Origin of the sequence: Bradyrhizobium sp. USDA 326 (assembly GCF_049739485.1) — a bacterium.
GTDB lineage: Bacteria > Pseudomonadota > Alphaproteobacteria > Rhizobiales > Xanthobacteraceae > Bradyrhizobium.
Genome location: NZ_JBMGQA010000001.1, coordinates 875,461 through 892,411, shown reverse-complemented (window position 1 = coordinate 892,411; position 16,951 = coordinate 875,461). Strand labels below are relative to the sequence as shown.

Annotated in this window: 14 protein-coding genes; 8 read left to right on the top strand and 6 right to left on the bottom strand. The window is 65.2% G+C overall.

Annotated features, from left to right (window positions below):
- Window positions 1-6: 6 nt before the first annotated feature.
- The 5 genes from ABIG06_RS04285 to ABIG06_RS04265 form a co-directional block, all read right to left on the bottom strand.
- Window positions 7-1,200, bottom strand: a complete 1,194-nt coding sequence (locus ABIG06_RS04285) for an efflux RND transporter periplasmic adaptor subunit (RefSeq protein WP_370134492.1) — start codon at window positions 1,198-1,200, stop codon at window positions 7-9.
- 278 nt (window positions 1,201-1,478) lie between these two features.
- Entirely contained in the window at window positions 1,479-2,474 is a 996-nt protein-coding gene (locus ABIG06_RS04280; RefSeq protein WP_370134490.1) for an NAD-dependent epimerase/dehydratase family protein, read from the bottom strand.
- 66 nt (window positions 2,475-2,540) lie between these two features.
- Window positions 2,541-3,611, bottom strand: coding sequence for a hypothetical protein (locus ABIG06_RS04275; RefSeq protein ID WP_370134487.1), 1,071 nt, complete (start codon window positions 3,609-3,611; stop codon window positions 2,541-2,543).
- 99 nt (window positions 3,612-3,710) lie between these two features.
- On the bottom strand, window positions 3,711-5,204 hold the full coding sequence (locus ABIG06_RS04270; RefSeq protein ID WP_370134484.1) for a flavin-containing monooxygenase: 1,494 nt from the start codon (window positions 5,202-5,204) through the stop codon (window positions 3,711-3,713).
- 103 nt (window positions 5,205-5,307) lie between these two features.
- On the bottom strand, window positions 5,308-5,757 hold the full coding sequence (locus ABIG06_RS04265) for a cupin domain-containing protein (RefSeq protein WP_061027189.1): 450 nt from the start codon (window positions 5,755-5,757) through the stop codon (window positions 5,308-5,310).
- Between the two features lie 187 nt (window positions 5,758-5,944).
- Between ABIG06_RS04265 and ABIG06_RS04260 the strand changes: the two genes are divergently transcribed.
- On the top strand, window positions 5,945-6,970 hold the full coding sequence (locus tag ABIG06_RS04260; protein ID WP_370140783.1) for an AraC family transcriptional regulator: 1,026 nt from the start codon (window positions 5,945-5,947) through the stop codon (window positions 6,968-6,970).
- A 1-nt stretch (window position 6,971) separates the two neighbouring features.
- Here the strand turns inward: ABIG06_RS04260 and ABIG06_RS04255 are convergent, their stop codons facing one another.
- Window positions 6,972-7,613 (bottom strand): cupin domain-containing protein, encoded by a 642-nt coding sequence (locus tag ABIG06_RS04255; protein WP_370134482.1) that lies wholly within the window; start codon window positions 7,611-7,613, stop codon window positions 6,972-6,974.
- A 220-nt stretch (window positions 7,614-7,833) separates the two neighbouring features.
- Between ABIG06_RS04255 and ABIG06_RS04250 the strand changes: the two genes are divergently transcribed.
- The 7 genes from ABIG06_RS04250 to ABIG06_RS04220 all read left to right on the top strand — a co-directional run bounded on the left by ABIG06_RS04250 (window position 7,834) and on the right by ABIG06_RS04220 (window position 16,755).
- The gene (locus ABIG06_RS04250; protein WP_370134480.1) at window positions 7,834-9,525 is read left to right on the top strand and encodes a peptide ABC transporter substrate-binding protein; all 1,692 of its coding nucleotides are present in this window, start codon (window positions 7,834-7,836) and stop codon (window positions 9,523-9,525) included.
- Window positions 9,526-9,552: 27 nt separating this feature from the next.
- Complete coding sequence (locus ABIG06_RS04245) at window positions 9,553-10,503, top strand: ABC transporter permease (protein WP_370134477.1); 951 nt, start codon at window positions 9,553-9,555, stop codon at window positions 10,501-10,503.
- A 2-nt stretch (window positions 10,504-10,505) separates the two neighbouring features.
- Window positions 10,506-11,381, top strand: a complete 876-nt coding sequence (locus ABIG06_RS04240; protein ID WP_370134474.1) for an ABC transporter permease — start codon at window positions 10,506-10,508, stop codon at window positions 11,379-11,381.
- A 40-nt stretch (window positions 11,382-11,421) separates the two neighbouring features.
- Complete coding sequence (locus tag ABIG06_RS04235) at window positions 11,422-12,750, top strand: NAD(P)/FAD-dependent oxidoreductase (RefSeq protein WP_370134471.1); 1,329 nt, start codon at window positions 11,422-11,424, stop codon at window positions 12,748-12,750.
- A gap of 7 nt (window positions 12,751-12,757) precedes the next feature.
- On the top strand, window positions 12,758-13,684 hold the full coding sequence (locus ABIG06_RS04230; RefSeq protein WP_370134470.1) for a 2-hydroxyacid dehydrogenase: 927 nt from the start codon (window positions 12,758-12,760) through the stop codon (window positions 13,682-13,684).
- 201 nt (window positions 13,685-13,885) lie between these two features.
- The gene (locus ABIG06_RS04225; protein ID WP_370134467.1) at window positions 13,886-15,754 is read left to right on the top strand and encodes an ABC transporter ATP-binding protein; all 1,869 of its coding nucleotides are present in this window, start codon (window positions 13,886-13,888) and stop codon (window positions 15,752-15,754) included.
- A gap of 488 nt (window positions 15,755-16,242) precedes the next feature.
- Entirely contained in the window at window positions 16,243-16,755 is a 513-nt protein-coding gene (locus ABIG06_RS04220; protein WP_370134465.1) for a hypothetical protein, read from the top strand.
- The last annotated feature ends 196 nt before the right edge of the window (window positions 16,756-16,951 follow it).

The following is a 16,951-nucleotide window of genomic DNA, read 5'->3' as shown; positions in this document are numbered from 1 at the left end:
GCCCCTTCACTTGGCAGACGCCTGCGGCTGCTCGATCTTCGTCACCTGCGGGTCGATCTTCTGGCCCGGGATGACGCGCAGGAGCCCAGCGATCACCACGCGGTCCTCCGGCTTCAGGCCGCTCTCGATCACGCGCAGGCCGTTGTCGACGGGGCCGATCTGCACCTTGCGCTGCTCGACAATGTTGTCGCCGTTGACCACCAGCAGATAGCGGCCGCCCTGGTCGCTGCCGAGCGCGGTGTCGGGAACGAGCAGGGCGTTCTTCTCCTGGTCGAAGGGCACGCGGACCCGGACGAAATAGCCGGGCAGCAGCACCCGCTTGTCGTTGGGAACGAGGCCGCGAACCGCCAGCGTGCCTGTCGACTGGTTCAGGGTCGGCGCGACGTAGTCGAGATGACCTTCATGCGGATAGCCGGTTTCGGTCTGGAGCCCGATCTGGATCGGAAACTGCTTGAGGTTGGCGGCGGTCATCCCGCGACGTGCCGCTTCGGCGCGAATGCGCAGGACATCTTGTTCGTTGACGGTGAAGTTCACATAGATCGGGTCCATCGCAACGATGGTGGCGAGCTGGGTCGGCGAGGAGACGCCGACGAGCTCGCCGATCGAGACCATATGGGCGCTGACGATGCCGTCGAACGGCGCAGTCACCTTGGTATAGTCGTAATTGACCTCCGCGAGCTTGGTGTTGGCCTGGGCCTGCTGGAGATTGGCTTGGGCGTTGTCGCGGTTCGAGGTCGATGTGTCGAGAGTGGCCTGGGAGACCGCCTGGCGCTGCACCAGCTCGGCCTGCCGCTTGTAATCGGCTTCCGCCTGCCGCAGCGAGGCCTGCGCGCCGGCCTCGGCCGCCTGCGCCTGCTCGAGCTTGAGCTTGTAGGTCTCAGGCTCGATCGTGAACAGCTGGGTACCTTGCTTCACGAAAGTGCCGTCCTGATAGTCGATCGTTTGCAGAAAGCCCTGCACGCGCGCGACCAGATCGACGCTCTTGATCGGAGCGGTGTTGCCGGTGGCCTCGATGTAACGCGTCACGGAACGCTGCACCGGCGTCGCGACGTCCACCTTGGGGGGAGGCGGCGCCACGAACGTGTTCTTGTCCTCGCAGCCGGCGAGCACGATTACCGCGGTTGCCGTCGCCAACGCCCACCCGACCTGTCTCCACGCTTTCTTGCCTCCTGCGGGAGATGCGGGATTCGCGTGCGTCATGAGGTGGCCCCCGGTTGCTGTCTGTCGGTGCGGCAGGCTACCAACAAATGCCCGGCCGTGAAACACCATAGCCATGGCAGTCACCGGCCTTGCACTGCAAGGAGCGATGTGGCCTTTGACAGATTTGTCATGACAAGCCGCCTCGCACTGAGTGCACGATCGACCACAATTGCATCAAAGGCGGCGCGACCACGACCGGCGGCACGCTGCGCAAGACCTCCGACAGTGGCCTGAAGGACTCACGGATCGGGACGGAATGGTACGTCAGCGCGATAGGGCTAGATCCGGGTCGCAGCCGCCCCTCGCGCATGCCAGGCCGCAAGTACGTCTCGCTCTTCTTCGGCGGCAAGCCCGATGACCGGACCGTTGCTGGCGTTGAGCCAATCAAGCGTGTCGCGCGCGGTGTCGGCCGGCGGTCGCGAGATCAGTCCGGCCTGGCGCGCCGGCGAGGTGTCGCGTGTCAGGAATCCGGCGAAGTCGGGCAGGGGCAGCCACATCGGCAGGGACCGCGGACCTGCCCAGCGCCGCACGTCATGCGCCTCGAGGAAGGCGCGATCGACCCAGGTGAAGGTGCAGGATGCGTTCAGCGCCGATGCGCACTCGGCCAGGAATTCGCCGCGCGTGCGAATTGGCCCGATCCCATCATAGATTCCGGTGAGGCGAATCTCTGCCGCATGCACGATCCATTGCGCGAGGTCGCGCACGTCGATGAACTGGATGGCATCCACCGGAGATCCCGGCGCCAGCACCTCGCCGCCGCGCGCCAGCCGCGCCGGCCAGTAGGCGAACCGCCCGGTCGGGTCTTCCGGCCCGGCGATGAGGCCGGCCCGGCAGATGAAGGCGTCGTTGCCGACCGCTTGTTCGCAGGCGACCTTGGCGGCGCCGTAGATCGCGTCGGTGCTGTGCTCGATCTCCGCTGAACTGGGCTCGCGCAGCGGCGCGGTGTCGGCGCGTTGCCCCGGAATGCGGTTGTCAGCATAGACGCTGATCGTCGACACGAAGGTCCAATGCACGCCCGGACGCTTCAGCGCGGCGACCGCACGGCTGACCTGACCGGGATGACGCGAGACATCGACCACGGCGTCGAATGTCTCGTCTGCGAGCGGCACAAGGCCGTCGGCGACGTCGCGGTCGATCCGAACGAACCGCGCGCCCGTGGCAATCGGCCCCGCAAGGCCGCGGGCAGCGCAGGTCACGTCATGACCGGTCGCGCAAGCATGGCTTGCGATCGCGCGTCCGAGGAACTGGCTGCCGCCGAGGATGAGAACGCGCATGTAACGGTCCGTGTCGCCGATGAGATCGCGAGACTACAACGTCCGGTAGCGGTTGCAACCGATCCGTCAGCGCGGCCTGATCTCCGCGAACTTCGCCATCGCGCGCTCGAACTTCCGGTTGAACAGCCACATGGCGGCGAGGATCTCGCGGTAGCTTGCCGAGCTGCGCGCCCGGTCGGCCCGCCCGAATGCAAAGATGCTGTTGTTGCGCAGGTGCTTCATGATCGTTGGGCTGGACACCCTGTAGTTCAGGAGATCGCCCGATCTGAGCGCGGACCGCGTCGGGGTCGGCACGATCTGGATCAGCTCGAACAGCTTCATCTGGTCGATCGGGTCAGGCAGCGTCTTCACGATTCCAGGTATCTCACGGAACAGATCGGCGTGCGCGTTCATCAGGCCGTCGCGCACGTTGGTCCAATGGTTGAATCTGGGATCGGTGCCGCGGACCCGCGCCTCTTCCCTGTCGTCGCGCGCACTCAGCGCCGGATCGATCGCTGCGATCTCGCCCTTGATGGCTTCCCATTTTCTCCGGCCGTTGCGGTCTTCGGAGGGGCCGGTCTGGAAGCTGCCCATATAGGTGTTCGAGCGCGCATTGCGGACATTCTGCTTGCCATTGGTCTCCGCAAAGAACAGCCCGAGGCTGATGCGGCCCGCGGTCTCGGCATGCTCAGACGCAAGCCCCTTGGCGCGCGCAATCGCAACGGCGAGATCGACGACGTCCTTGAAGGGCGTTGGCGAGTTCTGCGCGCTGGCAGGCGGCGCCTCCATGACGTCGAACAGCTTTCCGTATTCGTCGACCAGCGGCTCGATGTCGGCATCGAAATAGGCCGGCGGAATCTCGAACTTGTTGCGACGGCCGATCCGCGACGGCATCGCGTCGGTGAGGTCCTTGTAGCTGCTGATCACTGCGACGCGCGCGAGGTAGAGCGCCTGGCCCGGCAGGTTCGGCAGCGGCTCCTTCGCCTCGATCTGGCGCCGCCGCTCGGCGAGGATGGATTTGAAATCGCCGAGCGCACGCTCGTAGGTGGCGAGCGCCTCGGCTTGTCTTGGCGTCGGCGCGCTTTGTCCCATGGCAGGCGCCGCGAGAAGCAGGGCAAGCACGGCGACAATCGCGGCGGCGTGACGTCTTGGTTCCATCGCGGGCTCCCGGGCCGGCCGATTCGGCAGCGGGAATCGTAAGCAATACGGGCTGGACTGGCGAGCTGCGAGTTCGGGTTGGCGCCAATCCGCCAGCCTTCACGCCGTCACCGGGTACTCCGGCGCGGAAGCCAGGAACTTCGCGTAGTCATCCGCATCCGGAGGGAGGAAGCGGCCTGCGAGCCCGCCGCGTTTCTGGTTCTTCGCGCCGATGTCGGCCATCAGCTCGTCGAAGTGGCGGTAGTGATAGGGCGCGACGCACAGGCCGCCATAGACGCCCGCGGCCGGCCGCTCGACGCGCTTGAAGTGCAGCATCATCTCGATGTTGTCGCGCATCGCTTGCGCCGTCGGCTGGTTGGCGAGCTGGCCGTCGGCATAGCGCACCAGCCAGTTGGCGGCGAGGTCGGCGCAGAGCACGGTGCAGAACGACGAGTTGAAGCCGACAAAGCCCATGTCAGGCAGGTCGGGACTGGCGATCAGGCGATAGAGCCGGTACTGTCCGTCGGCATCGACCAGCTTCTGCCTGTAGGCCTCGGGAAGGAACGGCACGCCGAGCTTGTAGCCGATCGCGAGCACCGCGACGTCGGCACTGACGCGCTCGCCGCCGCTCATCACGATGCTGTCGCCTTCATAATGGTCGAACGTGCCGAACACCGCCTTGATGCGGCCGTCGGCGACCATCGGGTAGAAGCCCGGCGTCGCGATCGGTACCGAGCAGTTGATGCCGTCCTCGATCCGCTCCTTCGGCACCATCTTGCACCGGGCAAGCTTGAGCTGCGCCTTCAACAGGCTCTCGAGCCCGCGCCAGTTCGCCCAGACCAGGGGGGCGGCGATGCGATGCGCGAGCCGCGCCATCGCGCTCGCGCCCCATCCCGGAAACATCTCCTCCTGCGCTCGGATATAGAGGATGCGCTTGAAGTTCACGAGGCCGCCGATGAAATAGGGAATGCGCCACACCGGCTCGCGCATCACGATCGTCACTTCGCGCGCGCCCGACTTCACCGCGTTCACCGCGATGTCGGTCGCGGACTTCGAGCCGCCGAGCACGACGACGCGGCGTCCTTTCGCCAGCGTCTGATCGCCGTATTTCGACGAATGCAGGATCTGGCCCCCGTGTGCCAGGAATGCGTCCTCGCCGGGACAATGCAGCTCACGCGGCTCGTTGAACTGCCCGGTGCAGACCGCGACGAAATCGAAAGTCTCGCTCGTGCTCGTGCCGGCCTTGTCTTTCAGGGTAAGCGTCCAGCCCGGCTTGCCGTCGGCGCGGCGCGCCATGCCGGTGATCTCCGTGTTCAGGCGCAGCATGTGGTCGAGGCCAAAACTCCTGGCGTAGTCGGCGAGGTAGGCATGGACCTGCGGTCCGGTTGGCCATTCCGGATAGGCGTCCGGCATGGCCCGATCGGTGTAGCGGTAGAGCTCCTTCGGGCTCTGCGTCTGCACGTCAGGATAGGAGCGCGCCAGCTCCCAGACGCCGCCGAGATCGGCGCTGCGTTCGATTATGGTGACGCGGTGGCCTCGGGTGGAGAACGCTTTGGCGGCGGCAAGGCCGGAGACGCCGGCGCCGATCACGCAGACTTGCTTGGGGCTGACCATGGGATGGCTCGCAATCAGTGTGTTTCGCGCAAGCGGCCGCGTTCGGCCGCAAGGCGCGGCCGGCGGGGCTGCAAGCAGATGTAAGCGGAGGAAGTGGCGACGGCTAGTCGTTGGCCTCGGGCGGCAGGAAGTCGACCTCGTGCAGCGCCGAGATACGGACGACTTCGGCAGGGTCGGTCAGATTGTGGAGCTGTTCGAACAGCGCCTCCAGCTTCTGCATCGGCGAGACCCAGAACAGTGCGCGGCACGGCTTGTCGGACTTGTTGAAATAGCCGTGCGGAATGCCGCGCGGCATGCGCACGAGGTCGCCGGCATGGGCCTTGACCCATTGACCGTCGAGCTTGAGGTCGAGCGTGCCTTCCTGCACCAGGATGAACTCGTCCTGGGTCGGGTGGATGTGCACCGGCACGAACTGGCCGGGATCGCTGTTGGTCTCGAAAGCGAAGGTGGAGTCGGTGACGGCCTTGGGGAAATAGACCTGGCCCAGGATGTTCCAGCTCTTGCCGCCATAGCCCGTGCCGTTTGCAGTAATGCCCTTTTCGAGTGCAGTCATGCTCACCTCCTCATGGATACCGGCGGGGACGGAGCTTCGACCGGCCAGGGGCCGCCTGTCTATCCGCTAAACGAATCCGGATACGGCTGTTGCCATGCAGCACGGCGATTTCATGGCGCGGCCCTTTTCGCGCCCGACGAACCATTATAGGCTTAAAACAATTCCGTGACGCGAAGCGTGGTCGATGATGTCCGCAGCCGTGCTGGAGACGAACGCAAGAGCACCCGCAGCCGAGCGGCTTGCGGCCTTCGCCCGCGTCACCACGGATGATGTCGACGAGGCGGCCGAGCAGATCGGGCGCATTTTCTGCCCGCACGATCTCAAGCCGGCGCAGACGCGGGCGGACGGCTTCTCCGCCCGGCATAATTGCGCTGATTTCGACGGCTTCTCCATCAACTACGTCGCCTATGGCGGATCGGTCAGCATCGATCCCGGCTGCCTCGAGCGCTTCTTCTTGGTGCAGATCCCGCTTGCGGGCTCCGCCCGCATTTGTGCCGGCGTCAGCGAGCTCGACGTCGCGCCGGACCGGACGGCGTCGCTGCTGTCGCCGACCATCCCGACCCGGATGATCTGGGCCGACTGCGCGCAAGCGATCCTGCTGCTCGACCGCCGCATGGTCGAGCAACGCGCTGCGGCGCTGTCGGGCAGGGCGGCCGGGGTGGTCGAGTTCGATCCCGCGATTGACCTGGACGCGCCGGCCGGGCGGGCCTTGCAGGCCAGCCTTGCCGGGCTGATGACGCTCGCCGAGCGTCTCGGGCCATCAGGCAGGCTTTCGCCGGTCGCGATGGCCGATTGGCGCGAGCTGCTGATCGATCATCTCCTCAACGGGCAGCGGCATGGGCTATCGGATGCGATCAGGACATTCTCAGGGCAGGCCGAGCGCCTGCCGCGTGCGCTCCGCGCCGCGCGCGACCATCTTGCGGACAATGCCGGCGACCCGCTCGATCTCGCGCAACTCGCCTGTGTGTCGGGCATCGGCATCCGCGCGCTCCAGCTGGGCTTCCGCCGTCACTTCGGCGTGTCCATCTCGCAGATGCTGCTCGACATGCGGCTCGCTGGCCTCCACGCCCGCCTCGCGCAAGCTTCCGCCGGCGTCTCAATCACCGACCTCGCCTTCGATCTCGGCTTCACCCATCTCGGCCGCATGGCCGGCGCCTACCGCGAAAAATTCGGCGAGACGCCATCGGCAACGCTGCGGCGAAGGATGTGCTGACTTACCGATCTTGCGACTTCGCCCCGCGGTCTTCGCGCAGCGTCGTCACCCAGATCGCGCGCGCCACCTGCTGGTTCGGATTGTCGAACATGTGCGGCACGATGCTCGGAAAACGAAAGCTGTCGCCGGCTTCCAGCAGGTGGGCCTGGTTGTCGAGCCACAGCCGCAGGCTGCCCGAGAGGATGTAGCCCGCTTTTTCGCCGGTGTGCTGCAGGAAGTCGGTGCCGGAGGAGGCGCCGGGATTGAGCGTGAGCTCGTAAAGCTCGAGCTGGCCTTTGCCTGCCGGGGTCAGCGCTTCCTTGACGACACCGCTGGCAGTGAGCCGCAGCAGCCGCCGGTTGGTCTTGCGCACGATATAGTGCTGCACGTCGGCGGGATCGCTGCTCTCGAAGAAATAGGAGATGGGAACGTCGAGCGCGATGCTGAGCAGGCGTAGCGTGCGGATCGACGGCATGGCCCGCGCGCGTTCGAGCTGGCTGATCATGCCGGTGGACAGGCCGGTTTTGTTGGCGACGTCCTGGATCGAGAGGCCGGCGCGCTGCCGCAGCAGCCGCACGGTTTCACCGAGGCGCTGGTCGACCGCATCGTCAGCTTCGATCGCCGGAGCGTCTTTCGTGCCGTTCGTATCGCCGCGACCATCCATGTCGCTCTCCCATGCATCATCTCACTCGGACCGCATCGGTCTCGTGGCTTTAGTACGATTGAAAAGGTTGCGCATACTAGCAATGCGATTGACAGCTGTATTTAGTCATGATGAAATTTTGGCTGAAAAATTTAGAAGCACTAAAGCCCACTCCTGTCCCTCTGCCGGGGTCTCGGGGGCGCGGGAGAACGGTGCCGTGTGCGGAAACGGAGAGTGGGTCATGGCAGGCGACACCGGCAAGCTCGGCGTTGGGGCACTGCATTTTGGCATTCCGAATCGCCGTCAATTCTTCCAGCTCGGCGCGGGGGCCGCGGCAGGGTGGACGCTGTCAGGCAGCGCCTTTGCGCAGACCGAACGTCCCACCAATCCGCCTGACAAGCCGCGCGGCCAGGTGATCGCGGCGCTGTCGCAGGAGCCGACCGTCTTCCATCCGCTGATGCCGGGTATCGAGGTCGATCAGGGCATCTGGTGGCAGGTGTTCTCACCGCTCTGGTTCATCGATCCCGACGGCAAGTTCGTCCCCGACCTCGCCCGCGAAGTCCCGACCATCGAGAATGGCGGCCTGTCGGCGGACGGCCTGACCTGGAAGATCAAGCTGCGCAACGACGTGAAATGGCATGACGGCACGCCGTTCACGGCCGAGGACGTCAAGTTCTCGCTCGAGCTGATCAACGATCCCAATTTCCGCGCGCGCAGCCGTGTCGGCCACAGCCTTGTGAAGGACATCAAGGTCGTCGCGCCCGACGAGATCCATTGGCGCATGGAAGCGCCCTATTCGCCCTACATGTCGATCCTGGGATCGCTGACCTTCATCGTGCCGAAGCACATCCTGGAGAAGGTGTCCGATCCGAACGTCTCGCCGTTCCACAACGCGCCCGTCGGCACCGGGCCATTCCGCTGGGGCGAGCGGGTGCCCGGCGACCACATATTGCTGAATGCCCACGCCGGCTATCACGGCAAGGGACCTTACGTCGAACGCGTGGTCTTCAAGTACATTCCCGACCTCACCGTGCTCTACACCCAGTTCCGCACCGGCCAGGTCGACTACACCGGACTGCAAGGCATCTTGCCGAACTTCGTGCAGGAGGCGAAGACGCTGAAGGGCCGCAAGGTCTTCGTCTCCTCGACCTCCTCGGTGGAGCATATCGCGCCCAATCTGGAGTTCGGTCCCTTCGCCGACCGCGCCGTGCGCGAGGCGCTCTACCTCGCCATCAACAAGCAGGCGATCATCGATGCGCTCTATTACGGCCTGCCGACGCAGACCGAGAGCTTCGTGCCGCAGCAGGCATGGTCATTCCAGCAGGGCCTGCCGCAGCACAAATACGATCCCGCCAAGGCCAACGCGCTGCTCGATGCGGCCGGATGGGTTCGCGGCTCCGGCGGCGTGCGCGAAAAGGGCGGCGTCAAGCTCGAATTCACGAATTCGACGACGTCGGGCAATGCGGTGCGCGAGCAGACCCAGCAGCTGCTGATCCAGGACTGGCGCGCGATCGGGGCTGCGATGCGCGTCAACAACATGCCGGCGGCCGTGATCTGGGGCGACTTCTGGCAGCAGTCGAAGTTCAATTCGGTGCTGGTCTCCGTCAACTTCATGCTGGGCAGCGACCCCGACGTGACGCCGCGCTTCGGCTCCGGCGCCATTCCCGCCAAGGGCGGCCGCGGCTACAACACCTATCAGTACAAGAACCCGGAGGCTGATCGCCTGCTCGCCGACGGCGCCAGGCAGTTCGGTCTCGCCCAGCGCAAGACGACCTATGGCGAGCTGCAGAAGCTGATCCGCAACGACCTTGCGATCCTGCCGCTGTTCCAGGGCTTCATCGCCGAAGGCGTGAAGGAAGGGCTACAAGGCTTCCGTCCCAACATTAACACCTCCATCAACTGTTGGAATATCCGCGAATGGTACTGGGCATGATGTCTCAGGCCCGCTGGATCGCCTGAGATGGCCCGCTACGTCGTCAACCGCCTGGCGCAGGCGATCATGCTGCTGGTGATCGTCTCGGCGATCGGCTTCGCCATCCTGCATCTGGCGCCCGGCGGTCCGCTGTCGCAGTTCGCCGTCTCCGGACAGATGACGCAGGAGGATCTCGACCGCGTCACCAGGCAGCTCGGGCTCGATCGCCCGCTGCCGATCCAGTATCTCGACTGGTTCGGTCGCATGGTACGGGGCGACTGGGGGCGCTCCTATCGCGACGGCGAGGCGGTGCTGTCGGTGATTTCCTCGCATCTCGGCGCCACGCTGGAACTGATGGCGACGGCGACCATCATCGCGGTGCTGCTCGGCTGCTGGATCGGCGTATCAGGCGCGCTGCGCCGCTATTCGCTGTTCGACACGCTGGCCACCGTCGGCGCCATGGTCGCGCTGTCGATTCCGACCTTCTGGTTCGGTCTCGTCACCATCTACGTCTTCTCGGTGAAGCTCGGCTGGCTGCCGGCCGGCAACAGGCAGACCATCGGCGACGGCTCCTTCCTCGATCTGCTGCATCATCTGATCGCGCCGGCCATGGTGCTGGCGCTGGTCGAAACCGCGATGTGGGGCCGCTTCATGCGCTCCTCCATGCTCGAGGTTATCAACCAGGACTACATCCGCACCGCGCGCGCCAAGGGCATGCCCGAATGGCGCATCCTCACTGTCCATGCGCTACGTAACGCGCTGCTGCCGATGATCACGGTGGCCGGCCTGCAGTTTCCGACGCTGCTCGGCGGCGCGCTGGTCGCCGAGACCGTGTTCACCTGGCCCGGCATGGGCCGGCTGTTCCTCGATTCCATCGGCTATCGCGACTATCCCGTGGTGATGGGCATCCTGATGTTCTCGGCGACGATGGTGCTGATCGGCTCGCTGCTCGCCGACATCCTCTATGCCGTCGTCGATCCGCGCATTCGGGTGGGCTAGCGATGACGGCTGCGACCATCTCCACCGTTCAGTTCGCGCCCGGCCAGGCCGCGTGGCGTCGTTTTCGTCGCCACCGGCTCGCGCTCGCGGGCGCCGTGATCATCCTGGTTCTCGTGCTCGGCTCGGCCTTCGGTCCTTATCTGCTGCCGTTCGACGACACCTACATCGACATTATGAAGAGGTTCGCGCCGCCGCTGTCGGGCGCGCATATCCTCGGCACCGACGAGCTCGGCCGCGACGTGCTGGCGCGGCTGATGATGGGCGGCCGCGTCTCGCTCTCGATCGGCATCGTCGCGATGGTGATCGCGATGGCGGTCGGAATTGCCGTCGGCGCCTTCGCCGGCTTCTATGGCGGCCTGGTCGGTGCGGTCCTGATGCGGCTTGTCGATGCCGTCTTGTGCTTCCCGACGATCTTTCTCCTGCTGGCGCTGGCCGCGCTCACCGAGCCCGGCCTCGTCACCACCACCGTGCTGATCGCGGCGACGGCCTGGATGGCCGTCGCTCGCGTCGTCGAGGCCCAGGTGCGGTCGTTGCGGGAGCGTGAGTTTGCGGTCGCCGCGCTCGCCTTCGGCTCGTCGAACCTGCGGATCATGTTTCGCGAGCTCGTGCCCAATGCGATCGCACCGATCGTCGTGGCGGCGACGCTGAACGTGGCGAAAGCGATCTTGCTCGAATCCTATGTCAGCTATCTCGGCTACGGCATCCAGCCGCCGGCGGCGAGCTGGGGCAACATGCTCAATAACGCGCAGATCTATCTCACCAGCGCGCCGTGGCTTGCGATCGCGCCGGGCCTCGCCATCACGCTGGCTGTCACCAGCTTCAACTTCCTGGGCGACGGCCTGCGCGATGCGCTCGACCCGCGAATGAACATCCCATGACGAGCCAGGTCTCGTCCGAACTGAAGTCCAGGAGTGTCCCATGTCCCCGCCGCTCAACCGTATCAACAGCGATGAACGCCTGCCGGCGCAGGTGGACATCGTCGTCATCGGCGGCGGCGTCATCGGCGTCTCCTCGGCCTATCATCTGGCGAGGAAGGGCCTTTCCGTCGCCCTGGTCGAGAAGGGGCATGTCGGCGGCGAGCAGTCGAGCCGCAATTGGGGCTGGTGCCGGCAGCAGGGCCGCGCCCGCGAAGAGATTCCGCTCGCGCGCGAAGCGCTGCGGCTGTGGGAAGACATGCAGAACGACGCCGGCGTCGATGCCGGCTTCCGCCGCACCGGCGTTCTGTTCCTGACCAAGAGCAAGGACGAACTCGCGAGCTGGGAGCGCTGGGCCGCGGTCGCACGCGAGATGCAGGTCCACTCGACCGTGCTGACGCCGGCCGAGGTCGCCGAGCGCATGCCAGGGAATACCGACAAATGGGTTGGCGGCCTGCACACGCCGAGCGACGGCCGTGCGGAGCCGTCGATGGCCGTGCCCGCGCTCGCCGCGGCGGCACGCAAGCACGGTGTCACCATCCATCAGGGCTGCGCGGCGCGCGGGCTGGAGACGACTGGCGGCCGCGTCAGCGCCGTCGTCACCGAGAAGGGCACCATCCGCACCCAATCCGTTCTTCTGGCGGGCGGCGCGTGGTCGTCGCTGTTCTGCCGCCGCCACGGCATCGAGCTTCCGATCGGCCTCGTCAACGCCACCGCCTGCCGGACCACGTCGGGGCCGGAGATCACGTCGGGCGCGCTCGGCACCGATTTCTACTGCATCCGTCGTCGCCTCGACGGCGGCTTCACGCTGGCGCTGCGCAACCGCGGCACGGTCGAGCTGTCGCCCGACCTGTTCCGCTACGCGCGCACCTTCTGGCCGACCTATCAGCATCGCAAGAACGGCCTGAAGCTGTCGTTTGGCAAGTCGTTCTTCGACCAGATCGTGCGCGGCACGAATTGGAGCTTCGACAAGCCGTCGCCGTTCGAGGCCGAGCGCGTGCGCGACCCCGCACCCGACATGTCGCTGGTCAATGCCGCGCTGGCCTCCTTGATCAAGGCGAATCCCGAGTTGGAGGACATCGAGATCGCGGAAGCCTGGGGCGGCACGATCGACTGCACGCCGGATACGATACCCGTCATTTCGGCGATCGATGCGCTGCCGGGCTTCTTCCTCGCCACCGGATTTTCCGGCCACGGTTTTGGCATCGGCCCCGCGGCCGGCAAGCTCGCCGCCGACATCGTGACCGGCGCGACTCCGCTGGTCGATCCCGCCGCCTACAGCCACAAGCGCATGATCGACGGCCGCCGGCTCGCACCGGTCAGCCCGTTCTGAGGACGGCATGACGGTTCTCTACAAGGCCAACATGGTTCGCGGTGCCGAGTGGGCGCGCTTCTTCGCGGAGCGCGCGCCGGATGTGCCGTTCCGGCTCTGGCCCGACATCGGCGATCCCGCCGAAATCCGCCATCTGGTGGCGTGGGTGCCGCCGGACGACATCGCGACGACCTTTCCCAATCTTGAACTGGTCTTCTCCGTCGGCGCGGGCGTCGATCAGTTCGATACCACGAAAGTTCCACCGCACATTCCGCTGGTCCGCATGCTGGAGCCCGGCATCGCCGAGACCATGGTCGAATATGTCACCATGGCCGTGCTCGGCCTGCATCGCGATCTCCTTCACTTCATCAGCCAGCAGAAGCAGCAGATCTGGCGTGAGATCCGGATCACGCCGGCGAAGCGGCGGCGTGTCGGCGTGATGGGCCTCGGCCAGCTCGGCCAGGCCGTGCTCGAGCGGCTGAAGGTGTTCAGCTTTCCGCTATCGGGCTGGAATCGTTCGCCGCGCGAGATCGAAGGCGTCACCTGTTACGCGGGCGCGGATACCTTGCCGGAGTTTCTGGCGCAGACCGACATTCTCGTCTGCCTGCTGCCGCTGACGGACCAGACACGCGGGATTCTCGATGCCAACCTTTTCGCGCGGTTGCCGCACGGGGCAGGGCTCGTCAATGTCGGTCGTGGCCCGCATCTCGTCGAGGCCGACTTCCTTGCTGCCCTCGACAGCGGCGCGCTATCAGGCGCGGTGCTCGACGTCGCCGATCCCGAGCCGCTGCCTGCAGGACATCCGTTCTGGAGCCATCCGCGCATCCTGCTGACGCCGCACAATGCCAGCATGACGACGCCCGACACCGCCGTCGATTTCGTGCTCGACGTCATCGCCCGTCACCGCCGCGGCGAGGAGCTGCCGGGGCTCGTCGATCGTAAGCGGGGGTACTGAGGGCGGAATGGTGATGGTGACATCAGTGCTGCCACGAACTCCTCTTACCTCTCCCGCTTGCGGGAGGAGTCGGCGCGTAGCGCCGGGTGAGGGTTCTCTCCTCTGGGGGAGCCTTCGTTGTCGAGACACCCTCTCCCCAACCCTCCCCCGCAAGCGGGGGAGGAAGCGCACCTTGTTCGCGGCAGGTGGCGGGGGCCTCGCATGAGCATCGTGGCAAACACGTCGAACCAAGCCACCGCCAACGCACAATCTCCCGTGCTGTCCGTCGCCGGCCTCACCACCTCCTTCATGCTCGAGCGGCGATGGATTCCCGTCGTCCGCAACGTCTCGTTCGATATCGCGCCGCGCGAGACCGTGGCGATCGTCGGCGAGTCCGGCTCGGGCAAGAGCGTCTCCGCGCTCTCGATCATGCGGCTGATTCCGCAGGAGATCGGTCGCGTCGAGGGCCGCGTCATGTTGGCCGGCCGCGACTTGCTCGCGCTGCCCGAGGCGAGCATGACCAACATTCGCGGCAATGACATTGCCATGATCTTCCAGGAGCCGATGACGAGCCTCAACCCGGTGCTCACCGTCGGCTTCCAGATTGCGGAAGCGCTGATTCAGCATCGCGGCCTGTCGCGTGCAGCCGCCGAGGCGGAGACCATCCGCCTGCTCGATCGCGTCCGCATCCCCGCAGCGAAATCTCGCTTCCACGAGCATCCGCATCGTTTCTCCGGCGGCATGCGCCAGCGCGTGATGATCGCGATGGCGCTGGCCTGCAAGCCGAAGCTGTTGATCGCCGACGAGCCGACCACGGCGCTCGACGTCACCATCCAGGCCCAGATCCTCGAGCTGTTGAAGGAGCTTCAGCAGGAGGAGGGGATGTCGATCCTCTTCATCACACACGACATGGGTGTGGTCGCCGAGATCGCTGATAGGACCGTGGTGATGTATGGTGGGCAGGCGGTGGAGACGGACGCGACCACGCGCGTTTTCGCCGCACCGTCGCATCCCTATACCCGCGCGCTGCTCGCCGCCGTGGCGCGCCTCGGCTCGATGGACGGACGCGCGCGGCCGATGCGCTTTCCGATCGTCGACAAGGTGACGGGCACCTCGGACGAGCCGGTGGAAACGCCCGACACCGTTTCGACGGCCGAGCGGCCGCTGCTCGAAGTCGCGGGCCTCACCACGCGCTTTCCGATCCGCTCCGGATTGTTCGGCAAGGTCTCGGGCCGCGTCCACGCGGTCGAGAACATCTCCTTCACCTTGCGCGCCGGCGAGACGCTGGCGCTGGTCGGCGAATCCGGCTGCGGCAAGTCGACGACGGGCCGTTCCATCCTGAGGCTGCTCGAGCCGGACAGCGGCACGGTCCTGGTCGACGGCCAGGACGTGCTGGCCATGAACGGCCGAGCTTTACGCGATTTTCGCAAGCAGATGCAGATCGTGTTCCAGGACCCGTTCGCGAGCCTCAATCCGCGCATGTCGGTGGGAACGGCGATCGCGGCCCCGCTGCTCGCCAACGGCGTTGCCACGGCAGCGCAGGCCCGCGACAAGGTCGCCGACCTGCTCGTCCGCGTCGGCCTGCCCGCCGACACGGCGGCGCGCTTTCCGCATGAGTTCTCCGGCGGACAGCGCCAGCGCATCTGCATCGCGCGCGCGCTCGCGCTCGGGCCGAAGCTGATCGTCGCCGACGAAGCGGTCTCAGCGCTCGACGTCTCGGTGAAGGCGCAGGTCGTCAACCTGATGCTCGACCTCCAGGCCAGCATGGGCCTCGCCTATCTCTTTATTTCGCACGATATCGCGGTGGTCGAGCGCATGAGCCACCGCGTCGCGGTGATGTATCTCGGCGAGATCGTCGAGATCGGCCCGCGCGCCGCATTGTTTGGCAATCCGCAGCATCCTTATACCAAGAAGCTGATGGCCGCCGTGCCGGTGCCCGATCCGTCACGTCGCGCCGTCCGGCGCGAGGCCTCGAACGACGAGATCAGAAGCCCGGTTCGCGCAGCGGATTACCAGCCGCCTCGCCGGCACTATCGCGAAGTGTCGCCCGGCCACGTCGTCCAGGTCTGGGGCGAGGAATGGTCGGCCTGAGGCGGGAAGGCACGGTGCGTTTCGGTTGATACGGCCGAGCTTCATAAGTTGACGCACACGAGATACGGCGAACGCATAAGCCTGATGTCGGCGAACGCTGGACGGCTTGGCTGGCTGAACGCCGTTGCCCGCTGCCGCGCTCACAGGTGCGCGACGTTGCAATACTTGTCGCCTTGAAGTTGTTACTGGATTGGAGCTCCGAGAACTGCGGCATGTGAACCGTCTCATATTCGATTACTTTATTCCGAGCTATCACTCCCGCAAGAAATTGCCACGCCCGACGCCAACTGAGGATACGAGTGAAATGCAAGGATTGCGAAGCCGCGTGCTCGCAGCTTTGGATTGGCTCTCGTCTTGCTGACGAGCAAGCCAGCCGATCACTTGGCACAGATCTCTTTAGAAATTGGAATCTAGGGCATCGCGAAACGCGCCAGCGCAGCTTCTATTCGGGATCGGCCGGGAGGCTGCTAATTTTCAAGGAGCCCGCCATGAAGATAAGCAGTGCAGTTTCCAGCGCAATTTCCCGAACAAGATACGCGGGCAATCTCGGAATTGCCCGTTCCAGCCTCATCAGGTCGGCCCATCTTCTTGAGAGGATTGGGCTCGCAGCTGTTGGAGGCTCTTGCGGGCTCTATGTCGGTGCGACCTTGCTGCGTCAGAAAGGTGGACTTTTTGAGAGCGGTTGGATCGTGCTGCTAACGATGCTCTATGGGGGTCTCAGCTACTATGTCGGGATTGATTTGTCTCGTACTGTGACGCGCAAGCCGATTTCAAGCATCTCGGAAGAATACAACGTGTCTGATGTGGCGGAGATCATGAGTGCGGCCGGAACGTTCGTCGCGGCCATTGCAGCAACTCTGTCCGTCAGCATCATTGTCCTTGATCAGAACCTCCCCAATGGCCTGATAGGGTTTGTCGCCGGCTGTTGGGTGGTTGGTTCTTCGCTTCAAGTTGCGGCGGGCACCATGGCTCGCAGCTATGAGGCGCCGAGCGAGCAATGAAAGAACTGCGATCGCGGAAAACATCCGCTTGGCACCATACGTGAGCACAAGCCGCAGTGTTGGTTCGGCTCTGGTTTGGAACGACGACTCATTGCAACCCTGCCGTCCAACGCTGCGTGCCAACGATGTTTAGTAGCAAATCCGTTCGCATCGAGCAGCGTCACTGCTTGAAAGCGGTATCGGTATTGAGAAACCT

Bases quoted from the DNA above. Each gene is read 5' to 3' on its own strand.
- ABIG06_RS04285 (WP_370134492.1), bottom strand. From the start codon at position 1,200: ATGACGCACGCGAATCCCGCATCTCCCGCAGGAGGCAAGAAAGCGTGG.
- ABIG06_RS04280 (WP_370134490.1), bottom strand. From the start codon at position 2,474: ATGCGCGTTCTCATCCTCGGCGGCAGCCAGTTCCTCGGACGCGCGATC.
- ABIG06_RS04275 (WP_370134487.1), bottom strand. From the start codon at position 3,611: ATGGAACCAAGACGTCACGCCGCCGCGATTGTCGCCGTGCTTGCCCTG.
- ABIG06_RS04270 (WP_370134484.1), bottom strand. From the start codon at position 5,204: ATGGTCAGCCCCAAGCAAGTCTGCGTGATCGGCGCCGGCGTCTCCGGC.
- ABIG06_RS04265 (WP_061027189.1), bottom strand. From the start codon at position 5,757: ATGACTGCACTCGAAAAGGGCATTACTGCAAACGGCACGGGCTATGGC.
- ABIG06_RS04260 (WP_370140783.1), top strand. From the start codon at position 5,945: ATGTCCGCAGCCGTGCTGGAGACGAACGCAAGAGCACCCGCAGCCGAG.
- ABIG06_RS04255 (WP_370134482.1), bottom strand. From the start codon at position 7,613: ATGGATGGTCGCGGCGATACGAACGGCACGAAAGACGCTCCGGCGATC.
- ABIG06_RS04250 (WP_370134480.1), top strand. From the start codon at position 7,834: ATGGCAGGCGACACCGGCAAGCTCGGCGTTGGGGCACTGCATTTTGGC.
- ABIG06_RS04245 (WP_370134477.1), top strand. From the start codon at position 9,553: ATGGCCCGCTACGTCGTCAACCGCCTGGCGCAGGCGATCATGCTGCTG.
- ABIG06_RS04240 (WP_370134474.1), top strand. From the start codon at position 10,506: ATGACGGCTGCGACCATCTCCACCGTTCAGTTCGCGCCCGGCCAGGCC.
- ABIG06_RS04235 (WP_370134471.1), top strand. From the start codon at position 11,422: ATGTCCCCGCCGCTCAACCGTATCAACAGCGATGAACGCCTGCCGGCG.
- ABIG06_RS04230 (WP_370134470.1), top strand. From the start codon at position 12,758: ATGACGGTTCTCTACAAGGCCAACATGGTTCGCGGTGCCGAGTGGGCG.
- ABIG06_RS04225 (WP_370134467.1), top strand. From the start codon at position 13,886: ATGAGCATCGTGGCAAACACGTCGAACCAAGCCACCGCCAACGCACAA.
- ABIG06_RS04220 (WP_370134465.1), top strand. From the start codon at position 16,243: ATGAAGATAAGCAGTGCAGTTTCCAGCGCAATTTCCCGAACAAGATAC.